The 19,232-nt window shown below is 61.5% G+C and carries 8 protein-coding genes; 3 read left to right on the forward strand and 5 right to left on the reverse strand.

Features of this window, described 5'->3' with window-relative positions; translation table 11 throughout:
* Window positions 1–78: 78 nt before the first annotated feature.
* From QR290_RS16855 to QR290_RS16865, 3 genes are all read right to left on the reverse strand, one after another.
* Entirely contained in the window at window positions 79–1,047 is a 969-nt protein-coding gene (locus tag QR290_RS16855) for a Gfo/Idh/MocA family protein (protein ID WP_289203143.1), read from the reverse strand.
* Window positions 1,048–1,056: 9 nt separating this feature from the next.
* The gene (locus QR290_RS16860; protein ID WP_289203144.1) at window positions 1,057–1,944 is read right to left on the reverse strand and encodes a Dyp-type peroxidase; all 888 of its coding nucleotides are present in this window, start codon (window positions 1,942–1,944) and stop codon (window positions 1,057–1,059) included.
* Between the two features lie 275 nt (window positions 1,945–2,219).
* Complete coding sequence (locus tag QR290_RS16865; protein ID WP_289203145.1) at window positions 2,220–3,251, reverse strand: AraC family transcriptional regulator; 1,032 nt, start codon at window positions 3,249–3,251, stop codon at window positions 2,220–2,222.
* Window positions 3,252–3,462: 211 nt separating this feature from the next.
* Here QR290_RS16865 and QR290_RS16870 point away from each other — a divergent pair, with 211 nt between their 5' ends.
* The 3 genes from QR290_RS16870 (at window position 3,463) to QR290_RS16880 (ending at window position 5,132) form a co-directional block, all read left to right on the forward strand.
* A complete protein-coding gene (locus QR290_RS16870; protein ID WP_115078168.1) occupies window positions 3,463–4,410 on the forward strand; it encodes a SphA family protein in 948 nt (315 codons plus the stop codon).
* A 253-nt stretch (window positions 4,411–4,663) separates the two neighbouring features.
* Window positions 4,664–4,858 (forward strand): type II toxin-antitoxin system RelB family antitoxin, encoded by a 195-nt coding sequence (relB, locus tag QR290_RS16875; protein WP_289203146.1) that lies wholly within the window; start codon window positions 4,664–4,666, stop codon window positions 4,856–4,858.
* Window positions 4,859–4,904: 46 nt separating this feature from the next.
* Window positions 4,905–5,132: a type II toxin-antitoxin system RelE/ParE family toxin gene (locus tag QR290_RS16880; protein ID WP_289205308.1), complete on the forward strand. Its 228-nt coding sequence runs from the start codon at window positions 4,905–4,907 to the stop codon at window positions 5,130–5,132.
* A gap of 48 nt (window positions 5,133–5,180) precedes the next feature.
* Here the strand turns inward: QR290_RS16880 and QR290_RS16885 are convergent, their stop codons facing one another.
* Complete coding sequence (locus QR290_RS16885; protein ID WP_289203147.1) at window positions 5,181–17,663, reverse strand: filamentous haemagglutinin family protein; 12,483 nt, start codon at window positions 17,661–17,663, stop codon at window positions 5,181–5,183.
* Window positions 17,664–17,852: 189 nt separating this feature from the next.
* A complete protein-coding gene (locus QR290_RS16890) occupies window positions 17,853–18,962 on the reverse strand; it encodes a substrate-binding domain-containing protein (protein ID WP_289203148.1) in 1,110 nt (369 codons plus the stop codon).
* Window positions 18,963–19,232: the final 270 nt, after the last annotated feature.

The following is a 19,232-nucleotide window of genomic DNA, read 5'->3' on the forward strand; positions in this document are numbered from 1 at the left end:
TAACGAGTTATGACGTGATCTTAGAGACGTTATGACAAGCTTGAGAAATATTGTTTGGGCATAACCTTAGATGCGCCTTCAGTGGCGCTTGAGGATCTGATCCATGACCCAATCGGTCTTCAGCGCTTCAGCAGCGATTGCCGGATGCTCCAACTCACCGCGAATCTGCGCGTTCATGCCCAATACGTGGTGCCACTGGATGTGCTCGTGATGGGGGATTTCCAGGCTGATGGGTTCATCGGCATGCAGCTCGACCGGATGCTCGTCGAACACCGAAAACCCGATCCGCCCTTGGCTGCCGATGATCTCGACCCGATCCTCGCGCCGATCCGCAACGAAACTCCAGCAGCCCATGCCCAACGCGCCCGAAGCGAATCGCCAACTGGCGCTGACCGCATCCTCCGCCGCGTATAACCCGGCCTGACGCGCCGTGAATCCAGCCACCTCGACGATATCGCCAAGCAGGTACTGGAACAGGTCGAAACCATGGCTGGCCAGGTCCGCGAAATACCCGCCACCGGCCACCGCCGGATCGGTGCGCCAGTTGGCGCTGCCGTCCAGATCCTTGGGCGATGGCGCCTTGGTCAGCGTCCAGCTCAAGTGCCGCACCTCGCCGATGCGCCCCTCCTCCAGCCATTGCCGAACCTGCTGGAAACGCGGCAACGAACGGCGGTAATAGGAGACGAACAGGTGCAGACCAGCCTCGGCAAACACCTGCTGCATTTCGCGGCTTTGCCCGGCATTGAGGGCCATGGGTTTTTCCACGCAGCAATGCTTGCCGGCGGCGGCGACTTTCAGGCTGTAAGCGTAGTGACTGTCGGGTGGCGTGGCGATGTAAACCGCGTCTACCTCGGGGTCGTTGATCAAGGCATCGACGTCGGTGTAAGTCCGGGCGATGCCGTGGCGCGCGGCGTAATCGGTCACGGCTTCGAGGCGTCGCCCCATCACCGCCACCAACGCCGAGCCGGGCGCCTTGTAGAAGGCCGGCCCGCTCTTGCGTTCAGCGACACTGCCGCAACCGATCATGCCCCAACGCACCACGTTCATTCGTGTGCCTCAGCCGATGCGCAGTGCGCGCAGATCGAGGTAGCCGTTTTGCAGCGGCGGGCACCAGTAGTAGCCGCCGGTGATTGGCCGGCTGATGCGGTACAGACCGTCGGTGATGCCGTCTTCCAGACCGCTCATGCGGCGCAGTTGCGCTTCGAAGGCGTCGAGGGAGAAACCGAACGCCAGGAACATCAGGCCGGCGCGGTCACCTTCGATCCACGGCATCGAGCGGCGCACGACAAAGGCTTCCGGGGCGAAGCTTTCCTGGGCGGTGCGTTTGACGTGGGCCGACACCGGCGCGTCGTCGATCTCTTCGTTGTCGCTCAGGCGACGGCCCATGATGTTGTCCTTGTCCTCGGCGGACAGTGCATGGAAACCCTTGAGGTCGTGCTGCCATTGCTGGATCGCGGCAAAACTGCCACCGACCAGACCTTCTGCACCTTCACTTTGCAGTGCGGCGGCGATGGCGGCTTCGTCGTGCGGGTTTTCGGTGCCATCTTCATAACCGGTGAGGTCATGGCCGTCCTTGTGGCGGAAGGCTTCCTGCATCTGCACCAGACGCAGCGCCGGGGCCAGTGCGGCCTCGAGCGCAGTGCTGCGGTTGAGCAGATCGCCACGGTCGACGCCGTGCAGCCAGACCCACAGGGCGTGCTGGGTGGACGGGTTTTCCACGCCGACGCCGGTCAGCGCCGGGAAACTGCGCAGGCCGTCGATGTTCACATTCAGGGCCTTGGCCAGGGATTCACCGAAACCGACCACCGCCGACTTGCCGTCCACCAGGTTCAGCAGGTTGTCGATCGCCTGCGGCAGCGCTTCAACCGACTCAAGGGCGAAAAACAGGTGACGTGCTTGTGGCGGAACTGGGGTGGCGAGGATGCCCGGCTGGTAGTAACTCATGTCGACTCCTTGGAAAGAGCGCGGAGTTTAACTGTAGGCGGAGGGTTTGTGGGGGTTTGAAATGGGTTGGATAACGTCAAGAGCGCCCTCACCCCAGCCCTCTCCCGGAGGGAGAGGGAGCCGACCGAGTTGTCTGGCGTGATACATCGACCTGAAGGATTTATGTCGACTATGGATTCAAAGGTACTTTTTCAGGTCGCAGAACATCTTCAATATTCCCGAATCGGCCCCCTCTCCCTCCGGGAGAGGGCTGGGGTGAGGGCAGCGATTTCCGATCAAATCGAAGCACTGCGCCACGCACTCGGACTCTTCCCCGTCCAACGCTTGAACGCCCGCCGAAAACTGCGCACGTCGCTATAGCCGACCTCCTCGGTGATGCGCTCGATCGGCATGTCCGGGTTCGCCAGCAGGCTCATGGTTCGCGCCTGGCGCACTTGCTCCAGCAGCGCCTCGAACGTCAACGAATGCTCAGTCAGCCGCCGGCGCAAAGTACGGCTGCTCATGTTCAGGTCACCAGCAATCTTTTCAATATGACTGCCCCGGCTCAGATCCCGGGCAATCGCCCGCTCCACGGCCTGGATCAGATCAAGTTTCTGATGCACCTGCGCCGCTTCCAGCTCCAGCAATTTGACTGCCTGACGCAGCGCCAGCGAATGGTGGTTGGGCAGGTTCACATCCAGCCATTGCACGTCGATCAGCATGCGATTGTGCAGACACCCGAAGCGCACCTCCGGCCCCAGCAGTCGCCGGTATTCATCGACGTAATCCGGCGCGGCGTGCATGAGCTCCACGGCAATCGGCTTGAACGTCTCGCCCACCAGCGCCCGGCCGTAGACCAGCAGGCTGGCGAAAAACTCTTCCACCGCAAACACCTGTACCTCGGCGAATGGCAGCCGGCATTCAACGTCGACGTACACCTGATCGCCCACCACATCGACACTGGAAACCACAATCCCGCCGGACGTGTGCTGATGCCGGACCCCGATTTCAAACGCGTCGCGCAAGGTCTTGCACAGCGACAGCACATGCCCGAGCAGCCCCAGCGTACCAAGCACGTTCTGCGCGCCGACCCACAGGCCCAGCCCCTGATTGGGCAAAGCCTTCAGCGCACGCTGGATCATGGCCACGGCCTGGCGATAGGAAATCCGCTGCGAAGGATCCTGCAGGTCTTCGAAATCAAAACCCAGGCCACGGCACAGGCTCTGCGGCTCTATGCCCTTGTTGGCGGCGACTTCGGCCAGGGTTTGCAGGAGAAATGGCGACACCAGCGCCAGTTCGAAGGTCGGGTCTTGGACTTTTACGTTCATGGAGGCTGACATTCCGGATCACGCTGAATTGTTATTTTTGTAACCGGTTATGTCGAAGGAAGTTAGCACAGGGTTGACGAAGTGTCCGCAGAAGTCCCCTTCCGTGTCCGCCAATACCCTGCCCTGTCGTGCGCCAAGGGCTTATTTCTATAGTGGCCGGGCGCCTTGCGTGCCGGCGTTGCGCCCAAACACAATAATAATGAGGACGGACATGACCCCGAACCGCGCGACATTCCCTGTGCGACTGGCGCTGAGCCTGCTTGGCTGCGCCGCGACCCTGCCGGCGCTGGCCACCGAAGCCGGCGTCGACAACATCGGCCCCGGCACCGACGGCTTCTTCATGCTGCCGCTGGAGGTCGACAGCCTTCCGGAGAACATGGTCGCCTTCAACCTCTACTACAACCACTACAAGGCGACCAAGCTCAACATCAGCTCGTTCGGCGGCAAAGTGCCGAATGTCGAGATCGAATCCACCGCCGTCATCCCGCGTCTCGACTACCTGAGCCCGGTGCGGATCTTCGGCGGGCGCCTGGCCGGTTACATCGCCCAGCCATGGCTCAAGCAGGAAGTTTCGGTGTTCGGCCTGAGCGACACCCGCGAAGGCATGGGCGATACCACCATCGCACCGATCATCCTGTGGGACATGGGCAAGAACCTGACCCTCGGCGCCGCCGTGGAAATCACCGTGCCCACCGGCGAATACAGCGTCGATCGGCTGGCCAACACCAGCAACAACTTCTACACCTACAAACCGCTGTTCTCCTTCACCTGGCTGCCGACCGAGCGCACCGAGGTGTCGATGAAGACCACCTACAGCTTCAACGAGAAGAACAAGGACACCGACTACAAGTCCGGGCAGATCTTCCATTTCGATTACTCGGCCAGCTACAAGATCACCGACGACCTGATGCTCGGCATCAACGGCTACTACCTCAAGCAGACCACCGACGACAAACAGTTCGGCCACACCGTGCAGTTCGCCGGTCAGGACGTTGATGACGGCGTGCGCGGCAAGGTCTTCGCCATCGGCCCGGCGCTGCACTTCACTTTCCTCAAATACGCCAGCGCGGAGATCCGCTGGGCCAAGGAATTCGACGTGGAGAACCGGCCAGAGGGGGAAATGCTGTGGGCGAAGGTGAGTATTCCGTATGCGTTCTGAGTGAATTTGTAGGAAGGCGCGCGCAGATTTGTAGGCTGAAAACCTGAAAAACAGAGGGTGGGAATAGGCCTACAGCGGCGGTCGAGATTGCCGGACAACGGGAGGAAACGTCCGGCAGATTTCAAAGGGGTGCTTGCAGATACTGGATTCCGTTATCCCATGGTTCTTCGAGAGCTCATGGGGTACATCGTCTGCCAGTGACGACAATGGGCCATTCCCCCTTAAACTGCCGAGATTGATCACGGAGATCACTATGAGCATATTGCATTCCCCGTTTTACGCTGACTTCGAATCCGAAGAAGAGGCCGAGAGCTACGATCGCTGGTTTCGAGCAAAAGTACAGGCTGCACTCGATGATCCTAGTCCTGGCATTCCCCATGAGGAAGCCATGATGCGGCTCGACCAACTATTAGAAGAGAGACGCAAGAATCGACGCGCTGCCGCTTGAATGGAGCAATCAAGCTCTGGACGATCTGGCTGACATTATCGATTACATTGAACAATACAACTCAAACGCTTCAGTGGCTCTGCAACGCAAGGTGGGTGCAGCAACGCAAAGGCTTTCATCAATCCCCTATGGTTACCGGTACGGTCGAGTGCCAAGCACTCGGGAAATGGTGATCAATCCAAACTATCTGCTCGTCTATCGAGTGAACGGGCCCATCAAAATACTGACGTTAGTCCACACCCGACGACAATACCCACGAACTTCAGCAACATAAAAAAAGGGCGGCCAAACGGCCGCCCGAAGCGTACTACACGAGAGTCCTTTACAACGTCAGCTGTCCCCGCTCCTCTTCAGTCAGCTGCTGTTTCGCCTGTTCATCCAGCGCCCCGGCGCCCAGCACCTGCACCGGGCTGTTGGGGTTGTAGCCCGGTGTCGGTGCGCGGCTGGCGCCGTCGCGCGTCGGGGCCAGTTGTTCGTTGCCGAAGCTGAGTACCTGCACGGTGAACACCGAGGCCTGGTTCTGGCGCGAGGCGGCTTGCTGCTGACGGGCGACGTCTTCGGCTGCCTGGGTCGCCGACGACGCAGCGGAGCTGGCCGAGGTGATGGCGCCGGTGTTGACCGCCGAGACCACCGGCACACCCGTCGCCTTGCCCTGCACCGAGATGTTGGCGGCGTTGACCACCGTCAGCGCGGCGATGTTGACGTTGCCCGAGACGCGAATCCCCGCCTCGCCCGCATCGATGGTGCCCAGCGGTGCGATCAGGTCGATGTCGCCCGGAGCCACTTCGGCAATCGGGTTGAGCGTGGCGATACCGGCGCCGGTGCTCGGCACCGATGGCGACAGGGTCACGTTGCCCCAGGTGTCGTACACGCGTTTCGGCGGCGTGTAGACCACGGTGGTTTTCGAGCCGCGACCGGCGTTGATGTCGCCCTCGGCGGACCAGCCAAGAATCGAGCCGCCAAACGTGGTCATGATCCGGCTCTGCCCCAGCAGAATGCTGCCCTCGGAGTAGAGCTGAATGTTGCCGGAGCCCTGAGTGATGATCCCCGCCGTGGACGGCGGCGCCGCGCCTTCGATGCCGAACACCTGACCGCCGCCCGGCGTGAGCATCTGGATATCACCACCGAACAGCGTCTTGACCCCGGCACCGCCGTAAAGCGTGATGTCACCGTCGTAGCGGATCGGATTGCCCGCCACATCGACGGTCGGGAACAGCGAGGCAATGGCGTTGCGACCGCGCAGGTAACTGCCTTTGCGCGGGCCATCGGCGTCGTTGTATTCCAGGCCACCGGCTCGCAATTCGGCGAAGTAGACCTGACGGGCGAAGATCGCCTGCTCGGCGCTTGGCAGTGCAGCGAAGAAGGCTTGCGCCTGTTCGGCGTTGCCGCTGAAGCCGTAGCCGAGGGTCAGCCAGCTCTGCAGTTCGTCGAGGTAAGTCTTGGCCACTTTGCCCGGTTGCCCGTTGAGGGACGCATTCGGATCGGCGAGATTCTGCGGGTTCAGGTATCGGGCGATGAACCGCGAGTAGTCCGGTCCCTGCGCGCCCACACCGGCCTGCAATACCACGCTGGCGCCCGGTTGTTTTTCGCCTGCCACCAGCGAGCCGAGGCTGGTGATGCTGGCGCGGTTCTCCATCAGGATATTGCGCCCGGCATTGATATCGAGGACACCAGGGCCGGCGATGTCGAAGCTGCTGTAGAGAATGTCGCGACCGGCAGAAACGCGAGAGATGTCTCGTGGGTCATTGTGGACGAACAGGTTGCCGGTGGACTTGATGTTCTCACGGTTGATGCCCATCTCTTCCGGCTGCACGGAGGTTGGCTGTCCAAGATTGGTTCCGGACGCGACGATGTCACGACCGGCGATCATCCAGACGGGGCCTGCGGCTTCGTACCAGGTGCGTTTGGATGTTTCGAAACTCAAGGTCTCACCTGTGCGTACACCCACAAGATCACCGGTCAACGCATAGAAGCGTGCAGGCTGCTGCACGTTGCTCAATCCCGAATAGCTGTTGGGGCCGAATGCGAACAACGGGTAACGCGTGTTTCCGTCCGGAACAACACCGTCGCGGCTGTAATTGCTGGCCACCAGTGAGCCTGGCGAGTTGGCATCAAAGCGATTGAACGCCGGATTGAATGGTGTAGCGATGGCCAAAGGGCTGGCACCGGATTGATTGATCGCATAGCCACCCGCGTAGATCGAATCACCCGCCAACAATTCCAGTTGACCTGACTGCGATGGCGCCAGCAGCAACGAATAGGCTTTAAGCGGGCTGTTGCCAAGCCCGCCGTCAAAAGCGGCAGACGGACCGGCATAAATGGAACCCTGCCCCGCCACTGCCCGAAGGATGGAGGGATAAACGAATCGACCGTCCGTAGGCGAAGTGTTTCGTCCGCGGATCAGATTGTTGGAACCGTCGAACTCTGCGATCTGCGTACTGGGCGTGAGATTGCCACCCGCCGAAAACAAGTCGATTGCCGTATGGTCGGTCCACAACGAAAAACCACTCAGGATCCCGCCTTTCTTGAGGTCCCCATTGCTGTCGAAAACAGGGCTCGCGTTCTGCTGGCTCACTCGCCCCGGATCCCCAGCCCCGCCCAACACCAGATCGCCACGGGTGCTCAGGCTCATGCCCGAGTCACCGGGGATCAACACCAGGCCACCGGAAGCTTTGCTGAGCGTGGAAGTAAACGGATCGAAAGCGCGCGTCTCACGCGGGTCATTGAATTGCGAGGCCGCGCCGTATTGCAGATCAATCCCGCCCACAGCCCCGCCACTCAATTGTGCCGCACCGCGCAGGTTGATCAGCGCACCTTGCAGATCGTGGAACGGTCGCGCCGTTCCGGTATCACCCGCCCGAGCTTGCAGCGACGGGTTGAGCTGACCGCCAATGCGGATATCCATGTCACCGCCACCGGTCATCTGCACGCTGCCATCGCTGCCTATTCTGCCGGTACTGCCGACGGCCACGATCAGCCCTTGACTGCGCAGGTAGTTTCTCGAATCCCCCATGGGCTTCAACAGGCCCGCGTCAGCCCCGGCGCGCAAACTGATGTTGCCGCCGCCCAGCGTACCAAAGCCGGTAAACCCGACCAGGTACGGGTCGGTACTGGTTGCATCCGGTATCGGCTGAGTGATGTAACTGCCGAAGTTGATCCACCAGGCGGTTGGAACATCGGCGCTACCTGTCCCCTGGCGCCACAGCCAGTTGCCGACGGCGACGCTGGCGATCTGGTCGCGGAAACCGCCGGACGTGGTTTGCTCCTTGTGCCCTACCGAGTTGCCGGAAATCGATCCACCGGCATTGATTGTGAGGTTACCGCCCAGCTGTGGATACCAGGCCTGATAAAGGCTGTCAGTACCACCGTTGACCCATTTTTCGTAGTCGGCACCCGTGCTGCCCAGAACCGAGTTGGTATCGGAAAGGTGCCCGCGTTTCTGGTTATAGAGCGGATCGACATTGGCCGACTGCGTCCCTGCGGTGTACACACCAAAAGGTGAATCCATGCTCAGATTGCCCGCCGCGATCAAGTCGAGATCGCCCGTACCGGTGCGCAGCACACTGAACATCTGGGTGTGAGCCTTGGCGGATTTTTGCGGATTGTTTTCCAGGCACAACTCCGGCATCAGTTCGCAGAGGATCAGGTAGTCATCCGGAACGGGCTCGTAATCGGCGCCCATGCCGCTGCCAGGTGCCCAGACCCAGCGTGCCATTGGCGCGCAATCGCCAGGGCCGATCTCGCACAGAATCAGGTACTCCTCGGGGATCGGTTCATAGGCGGGGAAGCCATACTGGTTGCCGACGGCCCAGACCAGCTTCGCGGCACCCTGAGTGACCGTCACGCCATAGTGAGTATCCGCCAGTCGCAAATTGCCTTCGCTGGTCACCGGTTTGACCATGCGGTGATCGGCGGCCTCAAGATCGGCACCGGCCACCACACGCATCGACCACGACGCACTGCCCGACGGCAACATGCTCGCCACTGCCCAGTTCTTGCCCTGCTGCGTACCGTTGAACGGGCGCAACTCGATCAGTGACGTACCGTCGGCCAGCTTCACGTCCGTCATTGACGGAATCAGCGACCCGCGCAACAAGGCCAGTGAACCGCTCAACAGAACGCCGCCAGTGTTGCCGGTGTCTGCATCGACAGTCCCCGGGAGCGGCACACCCTTGGGCCAGGTCATCGCGTCCAGCAAGGTCGCCTTGTTCAGGCGAATGCCTGCACCCAGGCGCGTAGTGGCCGGCAAGGTCACGCTGTCGCCGAGCAATGTTCCTGCGGCGTACAGCAGATTGCCGTTCTGGTCGTGAATGGCGCCAGCCAGCACTGTACCGGCGCTGAAGGTATAGGACTCTTTCAAGGTCACCTGAGCTGGCAGCAACGTACCGCTGGCGAAGGTCGCACTCTGAATCGCCACGTCATAGTTCAGCGTTGCACCCACCGGGAACCTCGTTCCCTCGGCCAGCGAAACACCGGTGCCCGGAACAATCAGATCGCCGCCAAACGGCTGCACACCGGCAATCAGTTTCCAACCGGCATCATCGGCGGTTTCAGGTGGCGGGGCGAAGCCGTCGTTGATGCTGCCGTAAATATCGAGGTTGCCGCCGGCACGGATCACCAGGCTGCCGGCCTCCCCTGAACCGTAAACGGCAGGGTTCAGCCGCGTGTGCGGATTGAGACTGGCGTAGCGGTAACCCGAAAGGTCCAGATCGCCCTCCACCACCAGATCACCATCGGCAGACTTGCTGGCGATTTCCACGCCCGGCCGCAGATGGAATGCATCGGCGTAGGTGGCGTTATTCAATCCGGCGAGTTTGCGCTGCAGCAGGTCACTGTTGCCCAGCGCAGCATTGATGAAATTGTTGCTGTCACCGTGGATGCGATCGAGCATGGCTTGATCGATGACCTGATACGGCCGCCCGCTGACGGCCTGATCGACACCATCACGGGCATCGGTATAACGGCGCATGCCATTGAGCCCGATAGAACGCGCGCCCTGAATGGTCAGTGCACCACTGGCGTCGATGGCGATGTCATTGTTGCCCAGACGTGGCGCGTTCAGCTCCAGCGTGCCGCGCAGCATTCCATCGTGTTGCCCCGCAAGGAAACCGGGCACGGCATCGGTGCCGTGGCGCAGGTCGATGCGTGCGCCGGACGCCAGTGTGAGCACGCCATCGCCGGAACCGAGTTCGACCGTGGCACGGTTCGGCGCATCGATGATCTTGCCGTAGCTGTCGACCCGCAGCACGCGACCATGGGCATCGAGCACGCTGTTACCCGCGAGGGTCAGACCGTTTTTCGCCGACAGACGAATGCTGCCGACACGTTCGCCACTGGCATCGATCAGACCGGCCACCGTCAGGCTGCCATTGTCCACCGACACATTGATCTCGCCAGCCTTGAGACCGTCGCCGATTACCAGGTTGCCCTGCTTGAGCTGCAAGCTGCGGCTGCCGAACACCTGACCGGCGTTCAAGCGCTGGTTGAGCGCGGCAAACTGCTCGGAGGCGTCACCGCCCAGCCGCTGCGCGCGAATGTCCACGCCCCCAGCCTTGTACGGCACCAATGTGCCACCGGCGTCGTAGTAACCGCTGCTGCCGCCGACAATCTCGCCTTGCAGATCGACCATCCCGGCCGCATCGGCCAGTGCGACGACACTGAGATTACCGGCCTGATTGTTCTGCGCCGACAGATCGATGCGCGATCCCGAGGCCTGACGGATATTGCCGTTGGCGCTGTACAGCGAAACATCGCCGCCCCAGCTGTACTTGCTGACATCGTTGAACGGCAAGGTGCGCCCGGCCATATCCAGCACGGCTCCGCTGCCCAGCGTCAGATCGCCCTCGGACTTCACCGTCAGCTTGCCGCTGGCCAATGCGATACGGCTGTCGAGCACGACGTCACGGGCTTCAAGGTTCAACTCCGCCCCCAGCGCATTGGCCACGCCGGCAGCCCCGGCGCCGCTCAAGGTCAGGCTGTTGCCGGCCTTGAGCAGGCTCACCGATGCCGCCTCGCCAGTGAGCAATGGTGTGCGCAGATTCAGATTGCCGCCGCTGTAGCTGTAACCCTTGAGCGGATCGTAGGTGCCCTGCTCCTGATAGACCGCCAGACTCCCCTTGTGATTGGCGGTGATGCGCTCGCTGGCGCTCAGGTTGACGTTGGCAAAACCCAGTGCCAGACGATTGTTCTGATCCAGACCATTGGGCTGTGGCATCGGCCCGTAACCCAGCTCGATCCGTTGCGCCTGAATATCCAGCGTCCCCTTTCCGGTGCCGGCCCCCTCTTTGATCACCGTGCCCGGGGTTTGAGTGGCACCGTTCCAGATCAGATTGTTGGTACGGATGGTCGCCACATCATTGGCATCGCCCAAGCCGTAAATCGCAGGTGTCACGAGTAACAGATTCTGCAACTTGCTCTGACCGGTCTTCGGATCCACCGTATCCAGGGTTACGCTGCCAAAGAAGTTGATTGCATCGCGCGCGGTCAGACTCAGGGTTTCAAGGGCTGGCGCACCATACTGGGTGTCGCCGCGTAACAGGCGGTCAAGCACATTCGGGTTCAGTACCAGGCCGTTGGGTACGCGGTTGCCTGCCGCCGCCAGCGACTCTGCATTACCGACATTCACCGCGCCAACGGCGAGCGCCAGATTCCGGGTACCGAAACGTACGGCCTCACCCAGCTCGAACTGATCGTTGGTGGCGGCGGTAATGCTGCCATTGGAATAAAGCAGCGCCGGGTTGCTGCATGCCTCAGACGCACAAGTGCCGATATGCACGTTGCCGCCGCTGCCGAGGTCGGGTGCCAACACATTGGTCCAGCCGTTGGACACCAGCAACATGCTGGCGGCCCCCGGTTTATAGAGATAGCCATCCGCGGAGTCATAGGCGACATTGCCGCGCCCCAGCGTATTGATGCCCGCCCCCGCCTCGACCGTTATGCCGCCGGCGCCCGATGTTGTGCGCAACAGGACTTCCGGCGCCGACAACACGGCCCCTTCACGCAGAACGATGCTGGAGTTATTCCCCAGGAAACTGATGAGATTACCTTCCACGGTGTATCGCACATTCGGCATGGCACCGACGGTCAGACGTCCTGCATTCAGGTTGTTCAGGGTATCGGCATAGAGCGAGACGCCTTTGAAACCTTCCGTGGGCACATGCCCTGCACCCAGGATTTCAAAATCTGCACCGGCGTTGCCACTGCGTACCACCGCTGTGCCGACCCTACCGCTTTCGGCGGCTGCGAATAACGCGCTACCCGCGAACTCCAGCGCAATGTCTTGCTTGCCGCCAGCGACCAGACGCAAATCCAGCGTCTTGCCATCCATCGGTGCCAGCGCCCTTGGCACGCCACGGCGCGCGGCATCGCTCTGGATAAATGCAGTGAATCCGGTTTCGTTGTATTGCGAGTAACGGCGCAACACATCAGCCGAAGTCAGAATGACCTGACTGGCCAGACTGTCGCGCAGGCCGGTATTGGCAATCGACATCTGTGCATTGCTGGTCCAGGAACCGTTGCGCAATGTGCCCGCAGTCGTGCCTGGTGCGACCTGGCCATTGACCTCGACCCGGAACGCACCGGGCAATAGCGCAAAAGTAGAAGGCAACAGTGTGTAGGTGCCCGCCGGCAGCCCCGGAACACCAGCCTCCAGCGTGATTTGCTGGCCGATACGCGGGTCCACCGCACCGGCTTCGGCGAGGACGGGCGCGTAGGTACTCTGATTGCCAGGGACAATGGCGTAGACAGGGTTGCTTGCCAGCCCCGGCAAGCTGAACGTACCGTCAGCGGCGTTGCGTACCAGCGGGTTGAAGCGCGCATCGGTCGAGCCGCCACGCCCCGAAATGAAACCGGCGCCGCGCAGATCGCCACCGCCCGAAAGGTCAATGACCGCGCCGTTCTGTACGTCAATGAATTGCGAGCGGATTGCCACGCCTGTGTTCTCGCCCGTGATCCCCTCAAGAGCGACGGACTTGCCGTTGTAAAGGTAGTCGATGCCATCGGTGGTGCCACCATACGGCATGACCAGGCCGGCAGCGCTGACCGAGGTCAGGCTGCCGGGAAGCAGATGAACCTCGCGGGTCTGGGTCAACAGATCGTCGCCCAGAGAAATCTGGCCCAGCGGTGCGCGAATCACCCCGCCCTGCTCGACGTACCCGCCAAACAGACTCAACTTGCCAAACACCGAGTACGGCAATGCAACCGGCGCCGCACCCCGTCCACTGATGCGCAACGTGTGCGCCGGCGCTGTAATCGAGCCCTGATAACCGACACGCACCTCAGCCTGGACGCCGCTGGCGGGATAGATCTGTGCAGCACCAAGGTTCAAGTCACCCGGCGTCCACAGGCGAGTCTTCTCCGCGCCATCGGTCTGTGCCAGGAAACGCAGGTCACCGCTGCTGTCGAGCGATACCTGGCCAAACGCCCGGCGACTGTATTCAGCGGCAGGTCCGCTGACTTGCCGGATCACGCCCTGGGTACCGAACGACAGACCGTTGCTCAGATCCAGCAAATTCGCTGATGCGTTGAACCGGGCCTCTGACAGTCGGGTCGTCGGATTGAGTGTTGCCTGAGGTCGAACCTTACCGACAATGCCGTAGTAGGTGCCGACTCCGGACAGGCGCAGATAAGGCGCGCTGACATCGACACGCGTTGCATCGTTCGACGACTCGGCCAGAGACAAGGCGCCCGCATACAGGCTCAGGCTTTGATTCATGTGCAGATTGACGTCACCGTCGAACGACAACAGACCGTTGCTGAGCAGGCTCAGGTTATCGAAACCACCACTCATCAAACCATCGGCACTCAAGCGCGCCTGACCATAACGTAAACCGTCAGCGCTATGGCCGGGCTCCAGATCCGATTCCAATCGCTGATCAGCCGCGCCTTGAGCAATGATCATCTCCCTTGGCGCTCGCACCTTGTTATCCGCAGAGTCTGCGTACAACGGCGATTCCAGGGCAATGTCCAGACGTCCTCCAGCAGCCCCGAGACCACCCGCCACCGCACGCAGACTGCCGTCGATGAACAGACCGTTGTAAGAACTCAGGCTGATGCGACCACCGTCAGTGGCGATGCGGGTCGGACCCTGGCCGGCGATATCGAGCAACGCCTCTGCACCCGAGGCATCCAGCCGTGCGCCTGGTCGCACGATCACGTAAGCATCGGCGGCAGTGGCTGTGGCGAGTTTCGAGTCGATCTCGCCGCCAATGACGATGCTGCCGCCCTTGCCCACCTGACCATAAGTGCGCCCCAGAACGTCCGTTGCGGTACTGACTTGTCCGGATACATCCAGCACGGCCTGTTCACCGATCCAGATTGAACGGTCATGGGCCTTCGGATCGGCAACCAGGATGGACGTCGCCGGTTTGATCGAACCGAATTGTTGCTGGCGGATGTCAATCGTGCCGCCCCTTGCATACAGCTCACCATCGACGGTGATCTGCCCGGCGCCACGCAACTTGATGCTTTGTCCCGGGTCGACGCTGATGCGCGAGCCACGGCCCAGCGTCAACGTGCTGTTGGCGGCATTGATCAGGTCGTCCAGCGTCGCGCCACCTTGCAACATCAGGCTGGCACCGGCGCGCTGGGTCAGAACGCCCTTGGTCGGGTTCTCCTGGAACAGTGTCGGAGTCCACAGCTCCAGCGCCGTTCGCGGATCAACGCCGCTGACCTCGTTCGGTGCCGCATCGCCGAAACGGTAGACCGGCATGTTCACGTCAATGGCGGCGCCTTCGGCAACGTCGAGCCCGCTGAGACCGATCAGGTTGTAGGCGGAGAACCCCTTGCTGAACAGGTCGGTGGACAGTTGCAGGGTGTTGTCCGCCAGGGCTTTATCCGTTTGCCCGACAAGGATTCTGTTGGCCTGCACCGTCAGGGTGCCGCCGCCCGTGACGCCGTAACCGCGCAGTTCGCCATCGAGGTTCAGATGCGTTTTGCCTGGCGCGGAAATGGCGCTCGACTCCAGTGTCAGGTCACCGCCCTTGCCACCCCGGGTCTTGCCATTGGCGAGCACAGCGCCACCGGAAGAAACGTCGAGCAGGCTGCCGGCAGCGACGTCGATATCGCCGCTGCTGCGGATCGATATCAGGCCACCGTTCAGATACGCGAGGCTGGCGTTATCGTCCGGGTTGGTGCGCAGGTTGCTCCACAGGCCTCGGGTGTCGAGAAGCACGCCCTCGGCGATGCGGGTTTGCGTCGTTTTGTCGGCTTTGGCAGCCAGGCGAGTGTCGGTGTTTGCGCCACCATTGAACTGATTGAGTACGTTGCCCAGACGCAGACTGCCCCCGCGAGCGGTCAGGTCGGCGCCGACCTGCACATCCGGGGCGTACAGGGTGACGTCGCCACCGCTATCGACCGCGAGCGCACCTTCAACGGCGATCTGATCCTTGGCAGAGACCTTGAGCGCACCGAGGCGGAATCCGTTGAGTTGATCGTTATCGAGATACAGCTTGCCCTTGCGGGTATCGGACACCGCGCCGGTCAAATCAAGATCGTTGCCGGCGACCGGGCGCTTGCCACCGATCTGTACCTGATCGAGCAATGGATTGAGGGTGTAGAGCAGCCCATTCGACGCCGCGACAAAAGTCGGGTCGTAGCTGCCGACGATCAACTGCGCACGCCGGGCCAGCGCGGTCTGACTCTGTTGATAGCCGTCGAGCACCGGTTTCGGCGCCTGATTCTGCCGCTCGCCCTGATACACGTCGCCAATCATCTGCCCATCGAGCACGGCGTTTGCCGTGGAAATCAACAGTTGCCCGGCATCACGACCCACGGTGTAACCCGACTCGAAACGTGAACGCGGAGCGATCAGCGGGTTGTAGAAGTAGCTGGTCTGGCCCCAGCGCTCGCTGTTGTCTTCATAACCTTTGTACAGCCCGGTGTAGAGCAGATCCCCCGGTGCACGGGAGACTTCATACAAGCGTCCATCGTCGCCGCGCAGCCAGCTCTGGCGGATCTGCCCGCTCTGCACATCCAGGGTGCCGCCAGACAGGTTGACCAGCGAACCTTTCTCGGTGACCACGTCGTTGCCGGCGAAACTCACCGTGCCGCCCTGAGCCATCCACTCGCCGACGCTGTGGCCCTGGGTGCCGAGATAACCACCGACTTCCAACAAGCCACCGGCGGTGTACCAGCGATCCGTGGCATAGCCGTTGGTGCCGGCCGGCACATACACCAGCTCGCGTACATCGACCCAGATGTCGTTGCTGTTGAGCGCGCCTTTCTCGCGGTTGACCGAGGCGTCACGCTGCTCGTTGCCCTGCACGTTGATCTTGATGCTGTTGTTTTCCATTGCAACCTTGACGCCGATGGCACCGGACACATCGATCATCGCGCCGTCACGCACCAGACTGCGGCGCTGTGCGCTGACCGCGACCTGGCCGCCGGTGGCCAGGGTGATCGAGCCGTTCTGGAACTCGACGCTGCCACCGCTCTGAATCTCGACGCGCGACTGGTCGCCACGGATCCGGTTGTTGGCCGTGACGCCTGTCAACGCGGCCTGATGCTGGCTGTCGAGGGCGGTCATGTCGCTGCTGTCGAGCATGATCGCCGTGGCACTGCCCTGCCCCAGCGTGACGCTACCGTTGGTATCGGAGATCGGATTGGAGAGGTGAATCGTGCCCCGCGTCGCCACTGACGTGCTGGCGAGCAATACGCCGTTTTGCACGACCTCATGACCGGTCAGGGTGATGTCGCCCGTGGCGGACTGGATCAATCCGTTGTTGCTGACCTTGCCTGCCACGGCACCGGCCTTGAAACCGGGAATGACTTCGCTGCCAAAGGTGGTCGACAGCGCATTGCCTTCGGTGCCCGAGCCCTTGCGGATGTAGAAACGGTCACCGGCGGCCAGCACGGTCTGGCCCTTGGCAGTGTTGATGCTGCCGTCGTTCTGCACTTCGTTGCCGAGCAGCAGTGCATAGCCACCGGCATCGGTAGAAGCTGCCGGTTTGTGGGTTTCAATCGAAGCTCCGCGCTCCACCAGCACCTTGCCGGCAGCGTCGGTGAAAGTCGGCTGAGTGCCGGTGCTGTCGAAGTACAAGCCACGATCACGGAACTGGATGTCGGTGATATTCGCCGCTGCCGCCACCAGGTTGCGCACGTTGACCTGACTGCTGCCGCTGAACACGATGCCGTTGCGGTTGATCAGCATCACCGTGCCGTTGCCCTTGATCTGGCCCTGGATCTGGCTGGCCCGGGCGTTCGGATCGTTGACCCGGTTGAGCACCGCCCAGTTCGACTGCTGGGCGAAATCGACCGTGGTGTTGCGACCGACGTTGAAGGTTTCCCAGTTGAGAATCGCCTTGTCGGCGGTCTGCTCGATCTTCACCGTGGTCTTGCCATCGACCTGGGTCTGCTGCGGGCCCTTCGCGTTCTGCCAGCCCTGGGTCAGGCTGTTGTCGACTTTCAGACCGCCCTCGCCCAGACCGTCCGGTACGAACTGCACCGTACCCAATGCGGCGGCGCGCCCGGCAGCCTGCGCCGCCTGTTGCGCGGCAATCGCAGCAACCGTGTTGTTCAGGGTCTGAATCGAGCGCTGCAACTGCGCATTGGCCTTCTGCTGCTGGGCCAGCGGCGGTGTCATGCCCGGCAAGCCACCCACGCTCGGACGCGCTGCTGCGGCCTGCTGCGCCGCTCCTTTTGCAGCAAACCAGCCCGAACTGAACGCCGTCTGCGCCTGCGCACTGCCCGCCACCAGACACAACGCCACCGCGTGCGCCAACGGCTTGAGCAGCCACAGCGACGGCTCGACGGTTTCACGCTTGGAGGACAGAACGTTGGTACGACGACGGGATGGGCGAGCGAGCATCACTACGAGATCCTTTTTGATTGCCACACAAGGCCGCAGGCCAGCAAAAACCTGCTGTTACGACATAGGCAGTTGGCGAAGGGCGCGACCGAACGGATGTCACACAAACTTCATGATTGAGGTGTATCCAGCCAAAAAAAATGGCGGCAACCCGAAGGTTGCCGCCATTTCTGTTACGACTGCGCGAGCTTACAAAGGACGACCGATAGCGTTGCAGACGCTGGCGTTGTTGATGTCCAGGTTGTTGCCCGAGGTGTTGGTGATGAAGTTGGCGGTTACAGCGTTTTTCCAGGAATCAGGTACAGCGACGAACTTGTGAGCCTGAGTCGCGGCGTTGTTGCCCGGGATGCTGTAGTGCTTGGTCAGGAAGGCTTTGACGTCGGCGGCCACGGCTGCATCCTTGTAGCACTGACCGAAGATGAAGTTGGTGTAGGCCGCGAGCTTGTAACCCAGAGCCGGGTTGGCAACCACTGGCGACCAGTTGGCCGGGTTGGCAGCCTGGGCAGCGGTCGAAGGAGCGGAAACCGATGCCAGTGCCAGGTTGACGTTGGCCGAAGTCGGCTGAACACCGTTGACGCGGGCAACAACAGCGTTGCTGGTGGCGTCAACACCGTCCGGACCGACGTAACCGATGGAACCGTCAACGGCGTTCACGGCAGTGGCGACATCGGAAGTGTTGGCAACGCCGACCCAGTTCGAAGGCAGCGCGATGCCACCGATACGAGCGGCGGTGAAGGTGGTGTTGGTGGCGAACTGAGTCGGGCAGACGGCGTTCAGGTGACGGGTCAGGATTTCCGAAGTACCGCTGGAAACGTTGCGATAAACAACGCGGATGGCGGTGGTGTCGGAAGTGCCCAACAGAGCACCCCAAGTGGTTTTGGCGCCGGAGAACACGTCGCACAGTTGAGCGCTGGTCAGGTTCAGAGCGGTCTGACCGGATTTTTTGTAAGGGATGGCAACCGAAGTGGCAACCGAAGGCAGTTGAATCAGCGGACCGAACGAAGCGCCGTAGGTGCTGCTGTAGGTGCTGAGTTCCGAAGCGCTGAGGATCGAGTCGCTACCGGCGAAGTGCACAGTGCCAGTGGTGCTGAAGCCAGCCGGGTTGTTGGTCAGGAAAGCGGTCTTGCCGCCGCCGCTGCCAATGGCTGCGTAGCTGAAGTTGGCTGGCAGGATGCTGTCGGATGAACCTTTGTACAGAGCGGCTGGCAGAGTTGCACCACCACCGGTAACGGCCATGGCTTGAGCGGAAGCCAGGGCAGCGACGGTCAGGGAAGCTGCGATCAGAGTGCGCTTGAACATGAAGAATCTCCTTTTCAACGTTGGTTGTGAACACAGGTTTTCAGGGGACTTGCATGACACTGGGAGGACTCACCGCTGACCTTCGCAAGCGGGGTCCGTGGTTAAGTCGCACTGAGAAATTCGCAGTTTCCGGTGACAGATAAAGGAAAAAACCTCGGGAGGTGCGAGGTGATTTTCGAGGGATTTTCTCGGGTGTTCCGGGGGTTGTGCGGAGTGTCTGTGGCGGGCTTTTCGAGGGAATCGGCCACAGCCCTTGAAGGGCCGTTGCAG

It is taken from the genome of Pseudomonas fluorescens (assembly GCF_030344995.1).
GTDB lineage: Bacteria > Pseudomonadota > Gammaproteobacteria > Pseudomonadales > Pseudomonadaceae > Aquipseudomonas > Aquipseudomonas fluorescens_BF.